Annotated in this window: 18 protein-coding genes; 9 read left to right on the top strand and 9 right to left on the bottom strand. The window is 65.4% G+C overall.

Annotated features, from left to right (window positions below):
- The 6 genes from B1991_RS07055 to B1991_RS07030 form a co-directional block, all read left to right on the top strand.
- The coding region (locus tag B1991_RS07055) for a thiamine pyrophosphate-dependent enzyme (protein ID WP_246031084.1) at nt 1–1,061 on the top strand (1,061 nt) is incomplete at its 5' end.
- Nucleotides 1,058–1,948: a myo-inosose-2 dehydratase gene (iolE, locus tag B1991_RS07050; protein ID WP_136258017.1), complete on the top strand. Its 891-nt coding sequence runs from the start codon at nt 1,058–1,060 to the stop codon at nt 1,946–1,948. The genes B1991_RS07055 and iolE, both read left to right, overlap by 4 nt.
- Before the next feature lie 124 nt (nt 1,949–2,072).
- Nucleotides 2,073–2,885 (top strand): 5-deoxy-glucuronate isomerase, encoded by an 813-nt coding sequence (gene iolB / locus B1991_RS07045; RefSeq protein ID WP_136258016.1) that lies wholly within the window; start codon nt 2,073–2,075, stop codon nt 2,883–2,885.
- Between the two features lie 223 nt (nt 2,886–3,108).
- On the top strand, nt 3,109–4,605 hold the full coding sequence (locus B1991_RS07040; protein ID WP_136258015.1) for a CoA-acylating methylmalonate-semialdehyde dehydrogenase: 1,497 nt from the start codon (nt 3,109–3,111) through the stop codon (nt 4,603–4,605).
- Nucleotides 4,606–4,876: 271 nt separating this feature from the next.
- Nucleotides 4,877–6,223, top strand: coding sequence for an MFS transporter (locus tag B1991_RS07035; RefSeq protein WP_136258014.1), 1,347 nt, complete (start codon nt 4,877–4,879; stop codon nt 6,221–6,223).
- A 4-nt stretch (nt 6,224–6,227) separates the two neighbouring features.
- Nucleotides 6,228–7,040, top strand: a complete 813-nt coding sequence (locus tag B1991_RS07030; RefSeq protein WP_136258013.1) for an inositol monophosphatase family protein — start codon at nt 6,228–6,230, stop codon at nt 7,038–7,040.
- 77 nt (nt 7,041–7,117) lie between these two features.
- Here the strand turns inward: B1991_RS07030 and B1991_RS07025 are convergent, their stop codons facing one another.
- Complete coding sequence (locus B1991_RS07025) at nt 7,118–7,852, bottom strand: SDR family NAD(P)-dependent oxidoreductase (RefSeq protein WP_136258012.1); 735 nt, start codon at nt 7,850–7,852, stop codon at nt 7,118–7,120.
- Between the two features lie 102 nt (nt 7,853–7,954).
- Nucleotides 7,955–8,545, bottom strand: coding sequence for an NADPH-dependent F420 reductase (locus B1991_RS07020; protein WP_136258011.1), 591 nt, complete (start codon nt 8,543–8,545; stop codon nt 7,955–7,957).
- A gap of 127 nt (nt 8,546–8,672) precedes the next feature.
- On the opposite strand from B1991_RS07020, the gene B1991_RS07015 reads away from it, so the two are divergent.
- Nucleotides 8,673–9,563, top strand: a complete 891-nt coding sequence (locus tag B1991_RS07015) for a LysR family transcriptional regulator (protein WP_136258010.1) — start codon at nt 8,673–8,675, stop codon at nt 9,561–9,563.
- Between the two features lie 125 nt (nt 9,564–9,688).
- Here the strand turns inward: B1991_RS07015 and B1991_RS07010 are convergent, their stop codons facing one another.
- Both B1991_RS07010 and B1991_RS07005 read right to left on the bottom strand, forming a co-directional pair.
- Entirely contained in the window at nt 9,689–11,515 is a 1,827-nt protein-coding gene (locus B1991_RS07010; RefSeq protein ID WP_136258009.1) for an ATP-binding protein, read from the bottom strand.
- Nucleotides 11,516–11,929: 414 nt separating this feature from the next.
- Nucleotides 11,930–12,847 carry a LysR family transcriptional regulator gene (locus B1991_RS07005; protein ID WP_136258008.1) on the bottom strand — a complete coding sequence of 306 codons (918 nt, stop codon included), beginning with the start codon at nt 12,845–12,847 and terminating at the stop codon, nt 11,930–11,932.
- A 126-nt stretch (nt 12,848–12,973) separates the two neighbouring features.
- Here B1991_RS07005 and B1991_RS07000 point away from each other — a divergent pair, with 126 nt between their 5' ends.
- Both B1991_RS07000 and B1991_RS06995 read left to right on the top strand, forming a co-directional pair.
- Nucleotides 12,974–13,714 carry an SDR family oxidoreductase gene (locus tag B1991_RS07000; protein WP_136258007.1) on the top strand — a complete coding sequence of 247 codons (741 nt, stop codon included), beginning with the start codon at nt 12,974–12,976 and terminating at the stop codon, nt 13,712–13,714.
- A gap of 246 nt (nt 13,715–13,960) precedes the next feature.
- Nucleotides 13,961–16,012 (top strand): alpha/beta hydrolase domain-containing protein, encoded by a 2,052-nt coding sequence (locus B1991_RS06995; protein ID WP_136258006.1) that lies wholly within the window; start codon nt 13,961–13,963, stop codon nt 16,010–16,012.
- Nucleotides 16,013–16,255: 243 nt separating this feature from the next.
- Here the strand turns inward: B1991_RS06995 and B1991_RS06990 are convergent, their stop codons facing one another.
- The 5 genes from B1991_RS06990 to B1991_RS06970 all read right to left on the bottom strand — a co-directional run bounded on the left by B1991_RS06990 (nt 16,256) and on the right by B1991_RS06970 (nt 20,267).
- Nucleotides 16,256–16,546, bottom strand: coding sequence for a HigA family addiction module antitoxin (locus B1991_RS06990; RefSeq protein ID WP_136258005.1), 291 nt, complete (start codon nt 16,544–16,546; stop codon nt 16,256–16,258).
- 16 nt (nt 16,547–16,562) lie between these two features.
- A complete protein-coding gene (locus tag B1991_RS06985; RefSeq protein WP_136258004.1) occupies nt 16,563–16,844 on the bottom strand; it encodes a type II toxin-antitoxin system RelE/ParE family toxin in 282 nt (93 codons plus the stop codon).
- 193 nt (nt 16,845–17,037) lie between these two features.
- Nucleotides 17,038–17,343, bottom strand: coding sequence for an addiction module antidote protein (locus B1991_RS06980; RefSeq protein ID WP_136258003.1), 306 nt, complete (start codon nt 17,341–17,343; stop codon nt 17,038–17,040).
- Entirely contained in the window at nt 17,340–17,642 is a 303-nt protein-coding gene (locus tag B1991_RS06975) for a type II toxin-antitoxin system RelE/ParE family toxin (RefSeq protein ID WP_136258002.1), read from the bottom strand. Before B1991_RS06975 ends, B1991_RS06980 begins: the two co-directional genes overlap by 4 nt.
- 570 nt (nt 17,643–18,212) lie before the next feature.
- The gene (locus tag B1991_RS06970) at nt 18,213–20,267 is read right to left on the bottom strand and encodes a TonB-dependent receptor plug domain-containing protein (RefSeq protein ID WP_136258001.1); all 2,055 of its coding nucleotides are present in this window, start codon (nt 20,265–20,267) and stop codon (nt 18,213–18,215) included.
- Nucleotides 20,268–20,329: the final 62 nt, after the last annotated feature.

Genomic DNA, 20,329 nt, shown 5'->3' with positions numbered 1-20,329 from the left:
TTCCAGGCCAGCGCCCCCTTGCCGGCCTGCGTCTCGGCCACGGCGAGGCCGGTGGCTTCGGACAGCGCCTTCAGCGCGTCTTCCGCCTCGCTGTAGAGCACGCCGCCGCCCGCGCGGATCTCGTCGTCGGCATCGGCACGCGGCTGGCGGATTTCACCACCGGCTCGCGCAGCCTGTTCGAGCAGGCACAGAAGTTCCAGATCAACGTGCAGCCGTTCGACGCGCACAAGCACGATGCGCTGGCCGTGGTCGGCGATGCGCGCACAGTGCTGCAGGCGTTGAGCGCCGCACTGGCCGGCTGGCGCGCGCCGGCGATCGCCGCCGATGAAATGAAGGCTTGGAACGCGGCGGTGGACGCCGTCACCGCGGCACCGGCCAAGCAGAATCTGCCCAGCGATGCCCAGGTCATCGGCGCGGTGCAGCGCAGCGTGGGCGAGGACGCCATCGTAGTGTGCGCGGCCGGCGGCCTGCCGGGCGAGTTGCACAAGCTGTGGCGTACATCGCGTAGCGACGGCTACCACGTCGAGTACGGCTATTCGTGCATGGGCTACGAGATCGCCGGCGGCATCGGCGTGAAGATGGCTGCGCCTGATCGCGACGTGGTGGTGATGGTGGGCGACGGCAGCTACCTGATGCTGAACTCCGAGCTGGCCAGTTCGGTGATGCTGGGCCGGAAATTGATCGTGGTGCTGCTGGACAACCGCGGCTACGGCTGCATCAACCGCCTGCAGCACGCCACCGGCGGCGCCGGCTTCAACAACCTGCTGGTCGATGCCGCGCACGCGGTGCTGCCGTCGATCGACTTCGCCGCGCACGCGGCCAGCCTCGGCGCCTTGTCCGAGCACGTCGGCACGATCGCCGAGCTGGAATCCGCGATGGGGCGCGCCCGCGCCGCCGAACGCAGCTACGTGGTGGTGATCGACACCGATCCGCTGAAGGCCACCGAAGCCGGCGGCTGGTGGTGGGACGTGGCGGTGCCGGAGGTTTCCGAACGCCCCGAGGTCGAGGCCGCGCGACGCGCCTACGAGCAGGGCATCCGACAGAAGAAGGATTTGTCATGAGCATCCGTTTCGGCGTCAGCCCGATCGCCTGGGCCAACGATGACATGCCCGAGCTGGGCGGTGACACGCCGCTGGAAAGCATCCTGCACGACATCCAGGAACTGGGCTTCGAAGGCGTCGAGCTGGGCGGCAAGTTTCCGCGTGCCGCGGCCGCGCTGAAGCCGCTGCTGGCGAAGTACCGACTGGACCTGATCGGCGGCTGGTACAGCGGTTCGCTGCTGGCGCAGTCCGCGCACGACGAGATCGTGGCGCTGCAGCCGCATCTGGAGCTGCTCAAGGCGATGGGCAGCACGGTGTTCGTGTTTGCCGAGACCAGCAATGCAATCCACGGCCAGCGCGGCACCGCCATGCGCGACACGCCGCAACTGGGTACGGACGAATGGCCGGTGTTCGGCCAGCGCCTGACCGAAGTAGCCGACTACATCCAGGCGCAAGGCATCCGCTTCGCCTACCACCATCATCTCGGCACGGTGGTCGAGCGCGCGTCGGATCTGCAGGCCTTCCTGCACCATACCGGCGCATCGGTCGGGCTGACCCTGGATACCGGCCATGCCGCGCTGGGCGGCATCGACGCGCTGGCGCTGATCGCCGAGCACCCCGCGCGCATCGCCCACGTGCATTGCAAGGACGTGCGCCGCGAGGTGTTCGACAAACTGCGCGCATCCGGCGCGAGCTTCCTCGACGGCGTGCTCGCCGGCATGTTCACCGTGCCGGGCGACGGCGGGCTGGATTACAGGCAGCTGATGGCCGCGTTGGCGAAGATCCACTACAGCGGCTGGATCGTGATCGAGGCCGAGCAGGACCCGGCCCTGGCCGATCCGCGCACCTATGCGCAGTTGGGCCTCGGCACGCTCAGGGAGCGCGCCGCGGCTGCGGGGTTGCAGTGATGGACGTGCTGATGACGCTCTCCGCCGTCGTCCCAGCGAAAGCCGGGACCCAGCGCCTTCGCGGCTCAAGTCACTGGACCCCAGCTTTCGCTGGGGTGACAAAAAAAATCCGAGGTACCCGCTGATGGCCGGCCTGCGCGTTCGCCCGCACGCGGCCGGCGCCGACGGCACCGTGCTCGAGGTCACTCCCGCCAGCGCCGGCTGGGAGCACGTCGGTTTCAAGCTCGTGAAACTCGCCGCCGGCCAGCGTCACGCCGGCGGCGAGGCGGGGCGCGAGGCCTGCCTGGTGATCATCTCAGGGCTGGCGGATGTCGATGCCGGCGGGCGCCGCTTCATGCATGTCGGCGGCCGCAGCAGTCCGTTCGAGGATCGCGCACCCGGCGCGGTCTACGTGCCGGCGGGGATTGCCTGGGAGGTGATCGCCAGCGGGCCGGTGGAGCTTGCCGTGTGCACGGCGCCCGGCACGGGGCAGGGCGAACCGCGGTTGATCGCCGAATCGATGATGAGCCGCGAGGTGCGCGGCGAAGGCACCAACACGCGCTACGTGCGCAACATCCTGCCGCAGACCGAGCCGGCCGACGGCCTGCTGGTGGTGGAGGTGATCACGCCCGGCGGGCACTGGTCCAGCTATCCGCCGCACAAGCACGACACCGCCGCGGCGGGCGCGGAAACCGCGCTGGAGGAAACCTACTATCACCGGCTCAATCCGCCGCAGGGTTTCGCCTTCCAGCGCGTCTACACCGACGACCGCTCGCTCGACGAAACCGTCTGCGTGGAAGACGGCGACGTGGTGATGGTGCCGCGCGGCTACCACCCGGTCGGCACGCCGCACGGCTACGACCTGTACTACCTCAACGTGATGGCGGGCCCGCACCGCCAGTGGATTTTCCGCAACGACCCGGCCCACGACTGGATCGCGCGGCGCCCCCCTGGCTGACCCGCACGACCCGGATCTTCCTTCCCCCGCCATGCGGGGGAAGGTGCCGAAGGCGGATGGGGGTGCGCTCTTGATCTGCTCTCACGCAAAAGCGCCCCCATCAGCCCTCCGGGCAGCTTCCCCCGCTGCACGCGGGGGAAGCAAAAGATTTCACGGTCTCATGGGGGCGGGGTTTTGAGCCGGAGATTCGGCACCACCAGAAAACATCATCCAGGAGTGAGTCATGCGCAACATCGAACATTTCATCGGCGGTCAGACCGTCGTCGGTACCTCAGGCCGCCACAGCGACGTCTTCGATCCGAACAGCGGCAAGGTGCAGGCGAAGGTGTCGCTGGCCAACGCCGCGGAGCTGGACCGCGCGGTGCGCAACGCCGCCGAGGCGCAGCCGGCGTGGGCCGCGGTGAACCCGCAGCGCCGTGCGCGGGTGATGTTCGAGTTCGTGCGCCTGCTCAATGCGCACAAGCAGGAGCTGGCCGAGCTGCTGGCCAGCGAGCACGGCAAGGTGGTGTCCGATGCGCACGGCGACGTGCTGCGCGGGCTGGAGGTGATCGAGTTCGCCTGCGGCATCCCGCACCTGCAGAAAGGCGAGTACACCCAGGGCGCCGGTCCGCGGATAGACGTCTATTCCGCGCACCAGCCGCTCGGCGTGGTGGCTGGCGTCACCCCGTTCAACTTCCCGGCGATGATCCCGATGTGGATGTTCGGCCCGGCGATTGCCACCGGCAACGCGTTCATCCTCAAGCCGTCCGAGCGCGATCCGTCGGTGCCGGTACGGCTGGCCGAGCTGATGATCGAGGCCGGCCTGCCGCCGGGCATCCTCAACGTGGTGCACGGTGACAAGGAGATCGTCGACGCGATCGTGGCGCATCCGACGATCAAGGCAGTGAGCTTCGTCGGCTCGTCCGACGTGGCGCAATCGGTGTACGCCGCCGGTGCGGCGCACGGCAAGCGCGTGCAGTGCATGGGCGGCGCCAAGAACCACGGCATCGTGCTGCCGGACGCCGATCTCGACCAGGTTGTCGCCGACCTGATGGGCGCGGCCTACGGCTCGGCCGGCGAGCGCTGCATGGCGCTGCCGGTGGTGGTGCCGGTGGGCGAGGCCACCGCCGACGCGCTGCGCGCGAAACTGCTGCCGGCGATCGCCGCGCTGCAGGTGGGCGTGTCCAGCAATCCGGACGCGCATTACGGTCCGGTGGTGTCGGCGGCGCACAAGGCGCGCATCGAGGGCTACATCCAGCTCGGCGTGGACGAGGGCGCGGAGCTGGTGGTCGACGGCCGCGGCCTCAAGGTGCCCGGCCACGAGGGCGGCTTCTTCCTCGCGCCCACGCTGTTCGACCACGTGAAGCCCACCATGAAGACCTACCAGGACGAAATCTTCGGCCCGGTGCTGCAGATCGTGCGCGCGCACAGTTTCGAGGAGGCGCTGCAACTGCCGTCGCGGCATCAGTACGGCAACGGCGTGAGCATCTTCACCCGCAGCGGCGACGCCGCGCGCGAGTTCGCCGACCGCGTCGAGGTGGGCATGGTCGGCATCAACGTGCCGATCCCGGTGCCGGTGGCTTACCACAGCTTCGGCGGCTGGAAGCGCTCGGGCTTCGCCGACCTCAACCAGTACGGCATGGATGGCGTGCGCTTCTACACCCGCACCAAGACGGTCACCCAGCGTTGGCCCAAGGGCGGCGAGGCGGTGGAGCAAAGCTTCGTGATCCCGACCCTGTGACGCCGCTTTTCCAATCCGTTCCCGCCGGGCGTAGCCCGCGTAGCGGGCGCGGATCATTTGGTGATGCGGAAGGTCCGAGCTCTTCGATTCCGCGCTTCAGCGCTACGCTCAGGATGACGGGTTGGGGTCCCTTCATCTGCCCAAGCCGATCCCGCTGGACGTAGCCCATCGAGCATAAATTGGAATAATTCTTCCAATATATGTCTAAATGAAATAGGATTGCTGAAACGAGGCCGCCGCCGCCCGCGCCGGCCGACCGAGGGGGATCCGCATGGCGCGTGGATGGCTGGCATTTTTCGCAACCGGAGCTGACCAGCCCGAGATCGCCGACCGCAGCGAGATCGACCGGCAGTACCGCAAGCATCGCTTGCGCGTGATGCTGGCGATCACGCTGGGTTACGGCCTGATCTACACCTGCCGACTGGCGCTCGGCGTGGTCAAGAAACCGATCATCGACGCCGGCATCTTTACTCCTGTGGAGCTGGGCCTGATTGGTTCGGCTCTTTTTTACACCTACGCGATCGGCAAGCTGACCAACGGCTTCCTCGCCGATCACGCGAACATGAAACGCTTCCTGGCGTTCGCCTTTCTCACCACCGCACTGTGCAACCTGGCGATGGGCTTCGTCACCACGGTATGGCTTGCCGTGATCCTGTGGGGGCTCAACGGCTGGTTCCAGAGCTTCGGTGCGCCCGGCGGTGTGGTGGCGATGACGGCGTGGTTCTCCAATCGCGAACGCGGGCGCACCTACGGCATCTGGAGCACGGCGCACTCGATCGGCGAGGGCCTGACCTTTCTCGTGGTGGGCGCCACCGTGGCCGCGTTCGGCTGGCGCTTCGGGTTCTGGGGGCCGGGCATGATCGGCGTGGCCACGGCCATCGGTGCCTACCTGTTGCTGCAGGACCGCCCGCCCACGCTGGGCCTGCCCGCGGTCAACGACTGGAAGAACGACAACTTCGGCGAGGCGGCCAAGCCGAAGATCGCCTCGGTGCTGAAGCTGCAACTGTCGATCCTGAAGATGCCGGCGATCTGGATCCTGTGCCTGGCCTCGGCCACCACCTACGTGACGCGCTACGCGATCAACTCCTGGGGCGTGCTGTACCTGCAGGAGGTGCACGGCTACTCGCTGACCATGGCCGGCACGTTGTTGATGATCAGCACGCTGGCCGGCATGGCCGGCGCGGTCGCGTTCGGTTTCATTTCCGACAAGCTGTTCGACGCGCACCGTCCGCCGGTGAACCTGCTGTTCGCCTTGCTGGAACTCGCAGGCCTGTTCCTGTTTTTCTACGGGCCGAACCATCTCTGGTCGCTGATCACCGCGATGGTATTGTTCGGCATGGGCTTGACCGGCCTGGTCACCTCGCTGGGCGGCCTGTTTGCCGTCGATATCGCGCCCAAGCGCGTGGCCGGCGCGGCGATGGGCGTGATCGGCATCTGCAGCTACATCGGCGCGGGCGTGCAGGAACAGGTTTCCGGCACGCTGATCCAGCACGGCATGACCATGGTCGATGGCGTGCGCCACTACAACTTCGGCGCGGCGATCAGTTTCTGGATCGGCTCGTCCGTACTTTCCATGCTGCTGGCACTGAGCCTGTGGCGTACCCGGCGCAGGGACTGATTCCATGCAGCACGCTTCCTCCGAACTCAAGGTGATGATCCAGGCCGCGCAGGCCGCAGGGCAGGGCTTGTTGCGACGTTTCGGCCAGCTCGGCGAGCTGGGCGTGCGCACCAAGACCGGCCCGGCCGACCTGGTCTCGATCGCCGATGAGGAAGCCGAACGCACGGTGCGCGAGATCCTCGGCAAGGCGCGGCCATCCTTCGGTTTCGTCGGCGAGGAAGGCGGCACCAGCCGCGGCAGCGACGACGCCCAGGACTGGATCGTCGATCCGCTCGACGGCACCACCAACTTCCTGTTCGGCACGCCGCTGTGGGGCATCAACGTGGCGCTTGCGCGCGAGGGCGAAGTGGTCGCCGGTGTCACCTGGCTGCCGGCGCTGCGCGAAATGTTCGTGGCCGAGCAGGGCGGCGGCGCGTGGTTGAACAGCGAAGCCATCCACGTCTCCGCCCGCCATCGCCTGGTCGACAGCGTGATCTCGTGCGGCATCCCGTTCGCCGGCAAGCCAGACCACCCGGTATTCGCCCGCGAAATGGCCCTGCTGAGCGAAAGGACCGCCGGCATCCGCCGCACCGGCGCCTGTTCGGTGGACATGGCCTACGTCGCTGCCGGCCGCTGGGACGCCTACTGGGAACGCGCCCTCAACGCCTGGGACATGGCGCCCGGCGTGATCCTGGTACGCGAAGCCGGCGGCGTGGCCAGCTCGGTCACCGGCGGCCTGCTCGATATCCACGGCGGCAACGTCTGCGTGTCCAACGGGCACATCCAGGGGGCGCTGATGGAGCAGCTCAGTCGGGCGCTGGAAGCACCGACTTCGTGAGTCGTGGCGGGTCCGACCTGCACACGCTAAACAACCAGCGCGGCGCCCCATCAAAACGGAGCGCCATACGCCGCGCGTCAGATCTGCGCCAGCCCACCATCGACGGCAAGCTCGCTGGCGGTCATGAAGCTGCTGTCCGGTGACGCCAGAAAGGCTGCCGCCGCCCCGATCTCCGCCGGCTCGGCCATGCGCTGCAGCGGGTTCATCGAGGCGAACGCCTTCAGGCCTTCCTCGCCCACCGCGGCCTTCGCCAGTTCGGTCGCGGTCGGTCCCGGCGACAGCACGTTGACCCGGATGCCGGTGCCCTTCAGGTCCTCCGCAAAGGTCTTGGCGAGGTTGCGCACGGCGGCCTTGCTCGCGCTGTAGACGCCGAAGGCCGGGGCGCCGGTGGTGCCCGCGCTCGATCCGGTCAGGATGATCGAGCCACCCGGGCCCATCAGCGGCAGCGCCTTCTGCACCGTGAAGATCGCGCCCTTCACGTTGGTATCGAAGGTTTCGTCGATGTGCTCGGCGGTGATCTGGCCGAGCGGAAGCAGGCCGCCCGTCCCGGCGTTGGCGAACACGATGTCGAGGGTTCCGCGTTCGGCCTTCACCGCCGCGTAGAGCCGGTCGAGGTCGGCCGGGTCGGAGACCGAGCCCTGTACCGCGCGGGCGTTGGGGCCGAGCTTTGCCAGCGCGGCGTCGAGCGCTTCCTGCCGACGGCCGTAGATGAAGACGAAGGCGCCTTCCTCGATGAAGCGCTCTGCCGCTGCGAGGCCGATGCCGGTGGCGCCGCCGGTGATGACGGCGGTCTTTCCATTCAACTTGCTCATGTCATGAATCCTGGATTGGAGGGGTTGCAACTGCCGAAGCAGTGATGTGGATGGCGCGCCGATCGCGGTCCTTGTCGTGATGGCCGTACGCGCTCACGGCTGCTACTTGAACAGGTCCTGGAAAATCAGCGGGCCCCACGCGCGGCCGCGTGCCTGCACCAGGCTGCCGCCCTCGTCGAACTTGCCGAGGTTGACGGGGGCGAAGCCGAGTCGCTTCGCAAGGTCCGCCACTTGCGCCGTGGCCGCTTCGTCGTCGCTGGACAGGAACACGACCCGGTGGCCGCCCTGGACCCTGGGGTCGGAGGCCAGCGTGCGCGCCAGCAGGTGATTGAAGCCCTTCACGAACCTGGCGCCCGGGAACGACCTGGCGGCGAAGGCGGAGGAAGGGAGGTTGTCGAGCGTTTCGACCGGGTCATTCGTGTTCATCGCGTCGATGATCGTCTTGCCCTTCCAGTCCGCAAGCAGCTTGCCGATGTCACGGTGCCCCTCGAACAGCACCGCCAGGATGATCACGTCCGCCTGGACCGCTTCCTGCAATGTCCCGGGGATGACCCTGGGGCCGATCGCCTGCGCCTGCGGCAACAGGGCCTCGGGCGGCCGCCGACTGGCGACCGTGACTTCGATGTTGTTGCGGGCGAAAGCGCGGGCGAGGGCCTGGCCGATGGAACCGAAACCGATGATGGCGTAGCTCATGGGGATGATCCTTCTTGAGTGGAGTGATCCGGCCCGTTCGAGCCGGTGCCCAACCAATCTGGGTCGCTTGACGCATCAATCCAATTGACGAAACATCGCTTGATACGATCTATTTTCTGGATAACTGATGCTCGACAACGTCACCATCAACCAGCTGCGGGCGTTCGTGGCGGTGTGCGACCAGGGCAGCTTCTCGGGCGCGGCGCGCAAGCTCGCACGGGCGCAGTCGGCCATCAGCCACGCGATCAAGGCGCTGGAAAGCGCGTTCGACGTCGAGCTGTTCGAGCGCAACACGCGCAAGGCGCAGCTCACCGCGGCGGGGCGCAGCCTCTTGCCCGACGCACGGGCGGTGATCTCGCGTACGGAGGAAATGAAGAACCGCGCCGGCGCGATCGCCAAGGCCGGCGTGCCGCAGGTGTCGGTGGCGGTCGATGCCTATTTTCCGCGCGCCCACCTGATCGACTGCCTGCGCACGCTGCAGGAAGAATGCCCCACCGCCGCGATCAACCTGCGCATCACCACCATGCAGGGCGGCGAAAAGCTGGTGCTGGAAAAAGTGTGCGCGCTGGCCGTCACCATCAACGACGTGCCGGAAGTGAACCCGCAGGCGATCGAACGCCACTGGCTGCGCGAGGAGGAGATGGTGACCGCCTGCGCGCCGAACCATCCGCTCGCCTCGACCCCCAAGCCCATCCCCGCGGACGAGTTCGGCCGCCACCCCCAGATCGTCGTCACCGACAACCAGCCCGGCGCGGAAAAGACCCAGCAGGGCGTCGCCGGCAAGCGCCAGTGGCTGGTCAATGATCTCGGTGCGAAACGCGATCTGCTGAAAGCCGGGCTGGGGTGGGGGCACTTGCCGCGGCATCTCGTGGTCGAGGATCTGGCCGGTGGGCAGCTTGTCGAGCTTGAGCGGCGTGCGTGGCACATTCGCTCGCTGACGTTCGTGGTTTCACAGCGGCGGGGGCATGATCTGTCGGCGTGCGAGGGGCGGTTGGTGGAGCTGCTCGGGAAGGGCTAGCTTCGAGCGAAGCGTAGTTGTCTGTGTGGTTGTCGCGCATGGGCGAACGTCCGCAGGGGAACGCTTACATGTCCTCCGTGGGCTGAGTGCCTGGGGTCATGCATATTGGTCACGTCCCCTTTAGTTCAGTTCAGCATTTCGCCTAAGCGGCGGAGCCAGCCGCGAACCTCTCCGTCCGGATCGCGCTCAGCCAGCATTTCCGCTGTCATGCAAGGGAAGGCTTGCTGAGCAAGCTTTCTTTTCGCATTGGAGTCTTTGAGAGGCTTGCCATGGCCGGTGTGGGCTGCGAACGCTTCGCCAAAGATCTTGGGTGTTGCTTTGCCCTCCACTGGGTGGTCGGTGACCTCAATATCAAAGCCAAACGCCATCGAAATCGCGTCCTTGTGCAGGTAACTCTCAATCTCGTGTTTGGCGGTGATAACCGCCCAAGAGCCATCTTGCCGCTCATTGACCCGCCTTGCAGACTCCGCATAACCAGGTACGTCACGGTCATAAATGTGCACCTCACGTTTGTTGAGGCCTCGCAAGTAATGCTGATTGACCCAATGCTCTAGCGTTCCACCGCCGAGAACTATGAAAGCCACGCGCTCGTCAGCTGCGATATTCGGCAGCGTTGCGTCAGCTTGGTGCAGTGCACTGGCTAGGGCCTTCAACGCCAAAACGTCGGTAGGTCCCTCAACGCACACCAAGACTTGAACGCGGCTGTCCGGAGTCACACCGAGCGCCTCTGCAACTTGGCCAAACACATCGACCCCAGATTGGATGTGGGGTTTTCTGGTTTCGGCATGGCGCGAAATGTAGCGGATGCTGTCCTGGGGCAGCGAGGAGGCGAAACCAGGGCTATGGGTGGTCAGGATCACTTGGCATCCTGGGTCATCTGACAACGCCTTGAACGAGTCGATGAGGATGCGTTGGTTGTTCGGATGCTGCGCAGTTTCCGGTTCCTCGATGGCGTAGATGATGCTGCGCTTGGCGCTGGTCTTGAGGCGACGCTCCGCCTCGGCCTTGAAGAAACTCACCAAGACCAGTCGCCGCACGCCACTACCCCGCTTATTCAGGGGGATACCGTCATCGGTGTTCAAGCCAAGGGAGAACAGGCCCTGCCATTTGGCCGCGGTGGGCGGGCTGAACTCGGGCGTCAGTTCACTGGCAAGGTTCGGGTCGATCGTGGCCAGCGCGGCGTGCGTATTCTGCGCAATCTCCTCCGCCTTCTCACGCACCTTGGCTTGGATGCGTGCAATGTCCTCCTGAACCTCCGCGATCGCCGCAGCTACGGCGGCCTTCATGGGGCTTTGCACCTCGTCATCGGAATCCCTGCTACTCCGATCACTTTGGAACAGCGCGAACATGGGTAGGTGCGGCTCGATCTGCTCCCATATCCGCTTCACATCTTCCTTGGGCTTACCCACGGGAATAGCGACCTCTCGGAGTCGCAGGTCGCCGGCGGCCGCCCAGATCGCCCGTCGCATCCCGGGGTTGCCCTTCAGGGCGACGTCCAGCCCGAGATCTTTCACGCGCTTCTGAAGGTCTTTCTCCTTGAGCTCCAACAGGTTGGCGCAGTCGTCCGCAGTGGGATGATTGGCGATGACCAAGACTTCTGCGGACGGCTTCTTGCTCGTGCAATCGAAGGTCTTCCGGATCTTTAGCCGCCCGTCCTGGGCCAACAAATATTCGTCGGCCAGCGTAGTTTCGGCTCCCGCATCCAGTGTCAGCGTGGATGGGAGCTCCGAGAATTCGCAGGTGATGGAGACGGTTTTGTCGGCGTTGTGGACGCTCGCGTCCCCTTGCTCCATGGAGACCAAGTCCCCGTTGAAGAAGATTTCCAAGGTTTCTAGGATGGCCGATTTGCCGATGTCGTTGCGACCGACAAAGGTGGTCAGGTCGCCCAGTTCGATCCGAACTTCTTCATCGTAGCATCGGAAGTTAGTGATGCTGACTGCTTCCAAGCGCATGTGGTCGCTCCCCCCTGAGCGTCTGTCCAACAGCCAAGCCGATTGCTGTTCGATGATGCCTTGGAGCAACTGGCGTAGCAACAGAAATGCTCATTTCGGATTAATGGGGACGGGATTAATGGGACGTCGGATTCGGGGCAGGCGCGGGATGTCGCGGTTCCGGCTCGGCCTCCAAGCGCCCAGCAAGAACCTGCATCGCATGCTGTCTGTTACGCGGACATAGCCAAAGGGTCGGAGTGAGCTGGCCCTTTTCGCGATTTCACAGCGGCGGGCATGATCTCTCGCCGTGCGAGGCGCGGTTGGTGGAGCTTCTCGGAGAAGCCTGGCCTCTGGCGAATGGCACTTCCTGCATCCAGGGAAGACGCATCGTTTCTCCGTCAATCGCAGTTGATGACGTTGCTTCAGGCCGCGACATCAGGTCGACGCTTGCGTTGGTCCGAAGGCTTCTTCGTACAGCTGGCCGACCCAATCAAGAAAGATGCGCACGCGTGGTGACAGCTGGCGGCGGTGCGGGTAGAGCGCGGTGATTGGAAAGCCTGGTCCGCTGAAGTCGGCAAGTACCTCGATCAGGTGGCCGCTGCGGAGGTCGTCTTCGACGTGGTATCGCGGGAGCTGGATCAGGCCGCAGCCGTTTCGCGCGGCAACCACGTAGCTCTCGGCGTAATTGACGGTGAGCCAGCCCTTGAGCTCGACCTCGCGTAATTTGCCGTCGATGGTGAATTCGAACGGGTAGGCGCGGCCGCCGCTGGAGTTGAAGAACTGCACGGCCTGATGCGAGGCAAGTTCCGACGGGTGTCGCGGCGTGCCGAAGCGTGCCAGGTAGTCGGGGCTGGCGCAGGTGACTTCGGGGATGACGGCCAATCGCCGCGCGACGAGGCTCGAGTCGCGCACGGTGCCGCCGCGGATGGCGCAGTCGATGCCTTCGCGCACCAGATCGACCAGGCGGTCTTCGCTGCTGATCACGATGTCGATGTTGGGGTAGCGCTCGCGAAACTCGCGGATACGCGGCAAGACGATCCCGGTCGCATGGGTGCCATGCATGTCCACGCGCAGGATGCCGCGCGGGTTGGATGCGGCGTGGCGCAGCGAGGCCTCGGCGTCGTCCAGTTCGCTCAATACATGCACGCACCGCTCGTAGAAGGCCTCGCCATCCGGCGTCGGGCGGACGTGGCGCGTGCTGCGTTCGAGCAAGCGGGTGCCGAGCCGCGCTTCCAGTTGCTTTATCGCGTGGGTGGCGGTGGCGCGGGGAATGTCCAGCTGATCGGCAGCACGGCCGAAGCTGCGTTGCTCGACGATCCGCGTAAACAGGTGGAGCGCATCGAGGTGGTCCATGGGAATGGATGATTATTGATGGATATTGAATTTGCAAACCAATTCAAGGCATTTATCCAGTCGCTTTGAATGACGACAATGCCCCCGTCCATCCCGTTCCCATGATCGAATACAGGAGTTTTCCCCATGAACAACATCTCCCGAAAGGTTGCCATCGTCACCGGAGCCTCGCGCGGCATCGGCGCAGCAGTCGCCCAGCGCCTGGCGAGGGACGGCTTCGCGGTGGTCGTGAACTACACGGGGCGCGCCGGGGAGGCCGAACAGATCGTCGGCAAGATCAAGGCCGCCGGCGGCACGGCCCTCGCCGCGCAGGCTGATGTGAGTGATGCAGCGGCGGTGGCGCGGCTGTTCGACGAAACGGAAGCCGCGTTCGGCGGGATCGATGTCCTGGTCAACAACGCCGGCATCATGCGGCTGGCACCGATGGCCGATGCCGATGACGCCTTCATTGACTCTCAGATCGCCGTCAACCTCAAGGGTACCGTCAACACGTTGCGCCAGGCCGCAAAGCGTCTGCGCGACGGTGGCCGGATCGTCAACTTCTCGACCAGCGTCGTCGGGCTCAAGCTCGAAACCTACGGTGTCTATGCCGCCACGAAGGCTGCCGTCGAGACGCTGACCGGCATCCTCGCCAAGGAACTGCGGGGCCGCAACATCACCGTCAATGCCGTCGCGCCCGGGCCCACCGCGACCGCCCTTTTCCTGGACGGCAAGTCGCCGGAACTGGTCGAACGCATGTCGAAGATGAATCCGCTCGAACGTCTCGGCACGCCCGAGGACATTGCGGCGACGGTCGCCTTCCTCACCGGTCCCGATGGTGCGTGGATCAACGGCCAGGTGCTGCGCGCCAATGGGGGCATGGTCTGAGCCTTCCCCGTGTGACACGTCAGGGGACGTCATTACCGGAAGCGCCAGGTCGTGCCCGCGTTCATCGCCGTATCCGCCGCTTGATCCGCTATTCCACCCGCTTCGTCGCATCCCGATTGACCAACCCCTCCCAGGTGCCCAGCCTCGTGCAGCGGGGTTGAGTCCAGGCACGTCGCCCGTCGCGGGTCGACGCAGGTCGAGCCGCAATCTCGCCCACCTCCTTCGTCTCCCACTCAAGGTGCCGCGATGCGCAAATACTTTCTGCTGCTTGCCTGCTTTCTCGCCTCTTCGCCATCACTCGCCGAGGTCACGTCGGTCGAGGTCACGAGCCGGCAGCCCTGGGTGGGCGGGCAGTCCTTTGGCAAGGCGGGCGCGTATGAGGTACTGCGTGGCACCGTCCACTACGCGATCGATCCGCGCAGCGCTTCGGCGCGCGATGTCGTCGACATTCGTTTTGCGCCGGTCGACGCGCGCGGCCTGGTCGAGTATTCCGGGCCGTTCGTGATCATTCGCCCCGTCGATGCCGCTCGCGGCAACCACACGACGTTGGTCGAGGTGGCGAACCGTGGGCGGACGGAGATGGACGGCATGTTCTTCGAGACCGAGGACGGGCTTGACCTGATGTCGCCCGGCAAGGTCACGAAGCTGACGGATCCGACCTTCTTCAAGCTTGGCTATTCGCTGGCGTGGGTGGGTTGGCAGGCCCGGATGGAGCCCGGCAAGTTCGGCCTCCAGGTTCCCGTTGCGCACGTGCACAGCGCCGCGCGCGCCACCTTCGCCGCAGACGAAATGATGCCGGACCGCAGGACCTTCGATCTGCCGCACAACGGCTTTTACTGCGCGCACGACGCCAAGCAGCCCAGGGCCGTGCTTCGTTTGCTGAATACCTTCGACGATCCGGGCACCGTGGTGCCACGCAAGTCGTGGCATTTTGCGGCCGCTTCGGTCGAACAGAAGAACGACGCGCGCTGCGCCATCGTGCTGGATAAACCTGCGGCTGCGGATGCGTACTTCAGCCTCGTCTACGAGGGTGAGGATGCGGCGGTGATGGGCCTTGGCGAGGCGGCCTTTCGTGATTTCGCGGTGCATCTGAAGACGAAGAACATTCCCTCTGCCATCAACGATCGTCCCGGCGACGCCACTGCGGTCTTCGCGTTCGGTTATTCGCAGGGCGGACGCTTCCTGCGCGACTTCGTCTACCACGGCTTCAATACCGGACCGGACGGCCAGCGCGTGTTCGACGGCATGCTCATCACCACCGCCGGCTCGGGTCGCGGCTCCTTCGACCACCGTTACGCGCTGCCTGGCGAGGCGGGCAACTCGGTGATGAGCAACCTGCGCGCCGTGGACCTGTATCCCTTCGCGGATGTCCCGACGCCGGATATCGACGGCAAGGGCCACGCCGGTCTGCTGGACCGTGCGGCGCGGGACCACACCGTGCCGAAGATCATGTACATCCTCAGCAGCTCCGGATACTGGGCACGCAACGCATCGCTGCTGCAGACGACCACCGACGGCAAGCAGCCGGTCGCGCTGGGAGCGGACAGCCAGCTTTACTACTTTGCCGGCGTGGCGCATGCGCTGAGGTTTCCGGGCCAGTTCACCGAAAAGGGCAGGGAGGCGGCTTATCCCTACAATGCCAACGTCGACCTGGCCGACGGCATGAATGCCCAGCTCGAGAACCTTCGCAAGTGGGTGGTCGACGATATCGCGCCGCCGCCGACGACGGCCCCGGTGCCGGGCGTCACGCTCGTCCCCGCGGACGAGCTGAAGTTCCCGGCGATTCCGGGCATCCGCGTGCCGGACCGTCCGCCGCCGCTGTGGCAGATCCGCATGGGGCCCGACTTTGCGCGTGAGGGCATCATCACCGAGCCGGTGCACGTGGGCGCGAGATATCCGCTGCTGGTGCCGGCCGTCGATGCCGACGGCAACGAGCTGGGCGGCTGGCGCGGCGCGATGTCTTCGGTGCCGCTCGGCACCTACACCGCCTGGAACTGGACGTCGCCGCAGCTCGCGCGTTTCGGCTTCATTTCCAGCCTCTACGGTGCCTTCATCCCGTTCGCCCACACGCGTGCCGAACGCCTGGCCGCACACGATCCCAGGCTGTCGATCGAGGAACGCTACGGCAATCGCGACGGTTTCATGAAGGCCGCCGCCGCGTCCATCGACAACGCGATCGCGAAGCGATTCCTGCTGCCGATCCAGCGCGAAGCCATCCTCGCGAAAATGGGAAGGAACTGGGACGACACGATGAAGTTCGACTGGTATCTGGGCAAGCGGGAAGCGACCGCAAAATAACCGGTTCCAGCCGAGAAGCCCGGGTCAGAGCGGACCCAAATGGGACGGAGGAATGGTTAGGATCCAATGACGAATGGCACTTACTTAAGCTCGTCATCCCCGCGAAAGCGGGGATCCAGCGCCCTTGGCAACCTGAAAGGCACTGGATTCCCGCTTTCGCGGGAATGACGAGAAGTGAAGGTTTTGGCTTAAAGTAAGTGCCATTCGATCCAATGACCTTTGTCTTCCCTGGTTCCCGGACTTTTACGCTGCAATGCGCTCGATCTGCTCGATCGTCTTGCCAAGCACGCGATGCGCTTCCTCCAGATCGAAGTCCGCTTGCAGACCGAGCCAGAATCGCTCGCTCGTCCCCAGGGCGGCAGATAGCCGAACCGCGGTATCCGCCGTGACACCGCGCTTGCCGAGCACGATCTCGTTGATGCGACGCGGCGGCACGCCGGCAGCACGCGCCAAGGCGTTCTGACTGATGCCCATGGGTACCAGGAACTCCTCAAGCAGCACTTCACCGGGATGGATGTTGGGCAGGGTTTTCATGGTCAATCCGCTCGTCTCAGTGGTAGTCGACGATTTCCACGTCGTGGGCGTCACCGTCGATCCATCGGAAGCAGATACGCCATTGATCATTGATCCGGATGCTGTACTGGCCTTTTCGATTGCCCTTGAGGGCTTCGAGACGATTAGCCGGTGGAACGCGCAGGTCGTCCAGCACGGAGGCATTCCCGAGCATGCGCAGTTTGCGACGTGCCACGGATTGAATATCGGCGGGCAGACGCCGCGAAGGCGTGCCGTGCCAGATTCTTTCCGCTTCCTTGTCGGCAAAGTTCCTGATCATGGGAGAACTATAACGTTTAACGTTATATGACGCAAATCGTCATAGGCGATCACTGCATGGAGGTCTCCATCCGTATCGGGGACAACCTTGACGGAAACCCGGACTGGATGAAATCCCGATACCTGGGTCAGAGTGCATTCCAAGTGACCTTCGGGTCGAAAATGGACGTCTTGAGGTCGAGTGCCATCCGGCCTCAATCGTGATCCGGCACCAAAGCCAGCCGATACCCCAACGCCTTCGCCACCTTCATCGTGTTGGCCAGACTCGGGTTGCCCTCGCCGGACAACGCCTTGTAGAGACCCGCGCGGGTCATGCCGGTGGCTTCGGCCAACTGGCTCATGTTCCGCGCACGTGCCACCGTGCCCAAGGCCTTGAGCATGAAGGTCGCATCGTTGGGTGCTTCCTCGGCGCAAGCTTCAAGGTAGGCCGCGATGTCAGCCTCGGTCTTCAGGTAGTCGGCTGTGTCGTAACGGGAAAAATTCTCTCGCACACCTTTCATGATTCACGCTCCCAATCGGATGCCATGCGTCGGGCGGTCTGGATGTCTGCGTGCTGGGTACGCTTGTCGCCACCCGCCAGCACGACTACAAGGATCGAACCACGCAGGATGAAATACACCCGATACCCGGGTCCGTAGTCGATCCGCAATTCACTGATGCCATGGCCAACCGGTTTGACATCACCAAAGTTTCCATCGGCCATGCGATCGAGTCGCGCCGCGATGCGGGCCCTGGCCCGAACGTCGCGCAGGCCTCGAAACCAGGTGTCGAAGGTCGCGGATTTGACCAGCTCGAACATGGACCGAGTGTAAACTGTGGTTTTCACACAGTCAATGAGGATGTTCTGGTCAAGCCTGTGCTCATCATCCCCGCGAGAGCGGGAATCCATTGTGGCTCGCCGGGAGCACCGCAACATGGATTCCCGTTTCGCGCACTGCTGTCCGGAGTAAACCGGCACTTGGCGTTGGCGACATTGCGGCGCAAGGCCGCGCGACCCGCAACCGGCCATCCCGACTCGAAAAATCCACTTGTTCCCGCTCGTCATTCCTGCGAAGGCAGGAATCGCACTTCGACCATGCGGCAAAGCATAGGGCCAGCCAAGGTCGTTGGTCGGGCGATCCAGACGTGGCGCCGCCTTTCGTCGTTCAAGTGCGATTCCGGCCTTCGCAGGAATGACGACGGGGAAGGTTATCGAAACCCCGGAACCACGGACCCTCAAATTTATTCCGGACAGCAGTGCGCTTTCGCGGGAATGACGGCCGGGGGAAGTATGGGAATGGGGCACCATGGACGTACGGCGTGGACTTGTCCGGACAGCATTGTGCCTTCGCCGGGATGACGGGCAAGGAGGCGAAGAACCAGCTTCCTCCTAACCCCCCACGCTCCGCCGAAACGTCAGACTCACGAACCCCGGCGAGCGCCGCCGGCGTCGCTCGATCTCCTCCAGCGGCTCAACTGACCGCGGTCCATCGTACTTCTTCTTTGTTTCGCTGAACCACCGTCCGAACAGGTCGGTTGCCTCGGCCCGCACGCGCCAGTGCGTGCCCAGTTCCCGTTCGACGAACAGAGTCCAGCCCATGCCTTCCGACTCGCGCTTGATCTCGTCGTAGCGGTATTCGGTCTTGCGTTCGGCGATGTGTTCGAGTTCGATGCCCCAGTGGGTGCGCAGGGCCGGCAGGTCCTGGGTGAGTTCGATGCTGCCTTCGACGGGCTTTTCCTCGGAGATGGGGCGGGGCTGGCCGGTGGTGGGGTCGGTGACGCGGCTGCGGCGCCATTGCATGGATGAGGTGAGGCGGCCGCCGTGGAAGCCGATGCCGTCGAGCGGAAGCGATACGTCCACCGACAGGGTGTCGCGGCGGCCGCTGCCGATGTTGCCGGGGGCGTCGAAGATGTCGTCGTCGGTGATCACCAGGACGCGGTCGACGACGTCGCTGATGCGCTCGTGGGTCCAGCTCAGGGTGAAGGCGGCGTCGCGCCAGAGCTGGTGTTCCCAGGTGAGGGCACTGCGCCAGGTGCGGTCGGGTTTGAGTTCGGCGTTGCCGGCGCTGATGCGGTCGGTTTCCAGCGAGGCGGAGGCGACGAAGTCTTCGAAGTCGAGCTGGCCGACTTCGCGCGACAGCGCCAGCCGCAGCTGGTCGTTGGGGTCCACGTCCCATTGCACGGACAGGCGCGGCTTGGGGTAGGTGAAGTGGCGCTGGCGCGGCGAGTCGCCGGTTTGCGCGATGGTGGATTGTTCCAGCCTCAGGTCGGCGTCGAGCATCCAGCCGGGCGCGGGTTTCCAGGTGGCGCCGGCGGCGGCTTCGCTGCGGCGCTCGGCGATCTGCACGTCGGAGCCGGGCAAGGCGACGTCGATGCCGTCCTGCTGCAGGCGGGTGGTGCTGCGCAGGGTGTTGCGCGCGCCTTCGAACGAGCCGTTGAGGGTGAGCGCATCGGACCAGGCGTGGGTGAGGTCGATACGGCCGATGCTTTCGGCGGTGCGGGTGTGCTCATCGAAGGTTTCGTCATCAAAGTCTTCGTGCGAGCGCTCGCGATCGTCCAGCCAGGCCTGGTGGCGGGTGGCCATCAGTTCCAGCCGCGTGCGTTCGCCGAACTCGCGCACGTAGCGCGCGCCGGCCTCGGCTTCGTCGGTGTCCTCGTTTTCGTGCACGCGCTCGCTGCCCTCGGCGGGGGCCAGCGCGTCGATGCGGGTGTCGGTGCGCGCGCGTTCGCCGCGGGCTGCGCCGGTGAGGGTGAGTTGTCCGCCGGCCAGCGGCTGGCGCCAGCTGGCGCTGGCTTCGGCCTTGTTCTTGATGGTGCGCGTGTCCAGCCGCTCGCGCTGCTGCCGCGTGCCGTCGGGTGCGAAGGTGTCGATGTGGCCGCGGCCGGTGTCGTCGTCCAGTTCGGGATCGAGCTTCACGGCCAGGTCCAGCGTGTGGCCGTCCCAGCGGCGGCCGTATTCCCACTGGCCCTTCGGCGCGAGCCAGCCGTCGGTGGCGGCCATCATGCCGGCCTCGATGGCGGACTGGCTGGTGGCCTCGTGCCGGCGCACCACGTTGGCGAGCAGGGCGTAGCCGGCCATGTCGATGCCGGGCACGCCGCCGCGGATCAGCTCGATGCGTGCCACCGCGCTGGCCGGGATGCGCTTGAGCAGGGTCTTGGTGTCTTCGTGCTTGCTGGTGGGGCGCGCGCCGTCGATCAGCACGTTGCCGCGGGCGCCGGCGTAGCCGCGCACGTCCTCGTCGGCATCCACGGTGACGAAGCCGGGCAGGCGCGAGAGCATGTCCCACGCGTTGGCCGGCGCGTTGTCGGCGAAGTCGGCGGGCGAGTAAATGGTGACGTCGCCGCCGCGTGCGGTGGGCGGCTGTTGCGCCTGGACGCGGGTGGCGATCGACAGCCCGGCGATGGTGACCAGGGCGAACCAGCTTGCACGCGAAGCGATGGACATGGAGACTTCAATCCGCAGGAGTTCCCCGCAGTCTGTGCCGGCGCCGCTGACATCCGCGGCAC

Origin of the sequence: Rhodanobacter lindaniclasticus, from assembly GCF_004799035.1 — a bacterium.
In the GTDB taxonomy this organism is placed as follows: Bacteria; Pseudomonadota; Gammaproteobacteria; order Xanthomonadales; family Rhodanobacteraceae; genus Rhodanobacter; species Rhodanobacter lindaniclasticus.
This window is presented reverse-complemented; position numbering and strand designations above follow the sequence as displayed.

Coding starts and splice junctions, on each gene's coding strand:
- B1991_RS06990 (WP_136258005.1), bottom strand. CDS start 16,546: ATGAAAACCCTGCCCAACATCCATCCCGGTGAAGTGCTGCTTGAGGAG.
- B1991_RS06980 (WP_136258003.1), bottom strand. CDS start 17,343: ATGAAAGGTGTGCGAGAGAATTTTTCCCGTTACGACACAGCCGACTAC.
- B1991_RS07020 (WP_136258011.1), bottom strand. CDS start 8,545: ATGAGCTACGCCATCATCGGTTTCGGTTCCATCGGCCAGGCCCTCGCC.
- B1991_RS07025 (WP_136258012.1), bottom strand. CDS start 7,852: ATGAGCAAGTTGAATGGAAAGACCGCCGTCATCACCGGCGGCGCCACC.
- B1991_RS07030 (WP_136258013.1), top strand. CDS start 6,228: ATGCAGCACGCTTCCTCCGAACTCAAGGTGATGATCCAGGCCGCGCAG.
- B1991_RS06975 (WP_136258002.1), bottom strand. CDS start 17,642: ATGTTCGAGCTGGTCAAATCCGCGACCTTCGACACCTGGTTTCGAGGC.
- B1991_RS07035 (WP_136258014.1), top strand. CDS start 4,877: ATGGCGCGTGGATGGCTGGCATTTTTCGCAACCGGAGCTGACCAGCCC.
- B1991_RS07040 (WP_136258015.1), top strand. CDS start 3,109: ATGCGCAACATCGAACATTTCATCGGCGGTCAGACCGTCGTCGGTACC.
- B1991_RS06970 (WP_136258001.1), bottom strand. CDS start 20,267: ATGTCCATCGCTTCGCGTGCAAGCTGGTTCGCCCTGGTCACCATCGCC.
- B1991_RS07015 (WP_136258010.1), top strand. CDS start 8,673: ATGCTCGACAACGTCACCATCAACCAGCTGCGGGCGTTCGTGGCGGTG.
- iolB (WP_136258016.1), top strand. CDS start 2,073: ATGGCCGGCCTGCGCGTTCGCCCGCACGCGGCCGGCGCCGACGGCACC.
- iolE (WP_136258017.1), top strand. CDS start 1,058: ATGAGCATCCGTTTCGGCGTCAGCCCGATCGCCTGGGCCAACGATGAC.
- B1991_RS07005 (WP_136258008.1), bottom strand. CDS start 12,847: ATGGACCACCTCGATGCGCTCCACCTGTTTACGCGGATCGTCGAGCAA.
- B1991_RS06995 (WP_136258006.1), top strand. CDS start 13,961: ATGCGCAAATACTTTCTGCTGCTTGCCTGCTTTCTCGCCTCTTCGCCA.
- B1991_RS06985 (WP_136258004.1), bottom strand. CDS start 16,844: ATGATCAGGAACTTTGCCGACAAGGAAGCGGAAAGAATCTGGCACGGC.
- B1991_RS07010 (WP_136258009.1), bottom strand. CDS start 11,515: ATGCGCTTGGAAGCAGTCAGCATCACTAACTTCCGATGCTACGATGAA.
- B1991_RS07000 (WP_136258007.1), top strand. CDS start 12,974: ATGAACAACATCTCCCGAAAGGTTGCCATCGTCACCGGAGCCTCGCGC.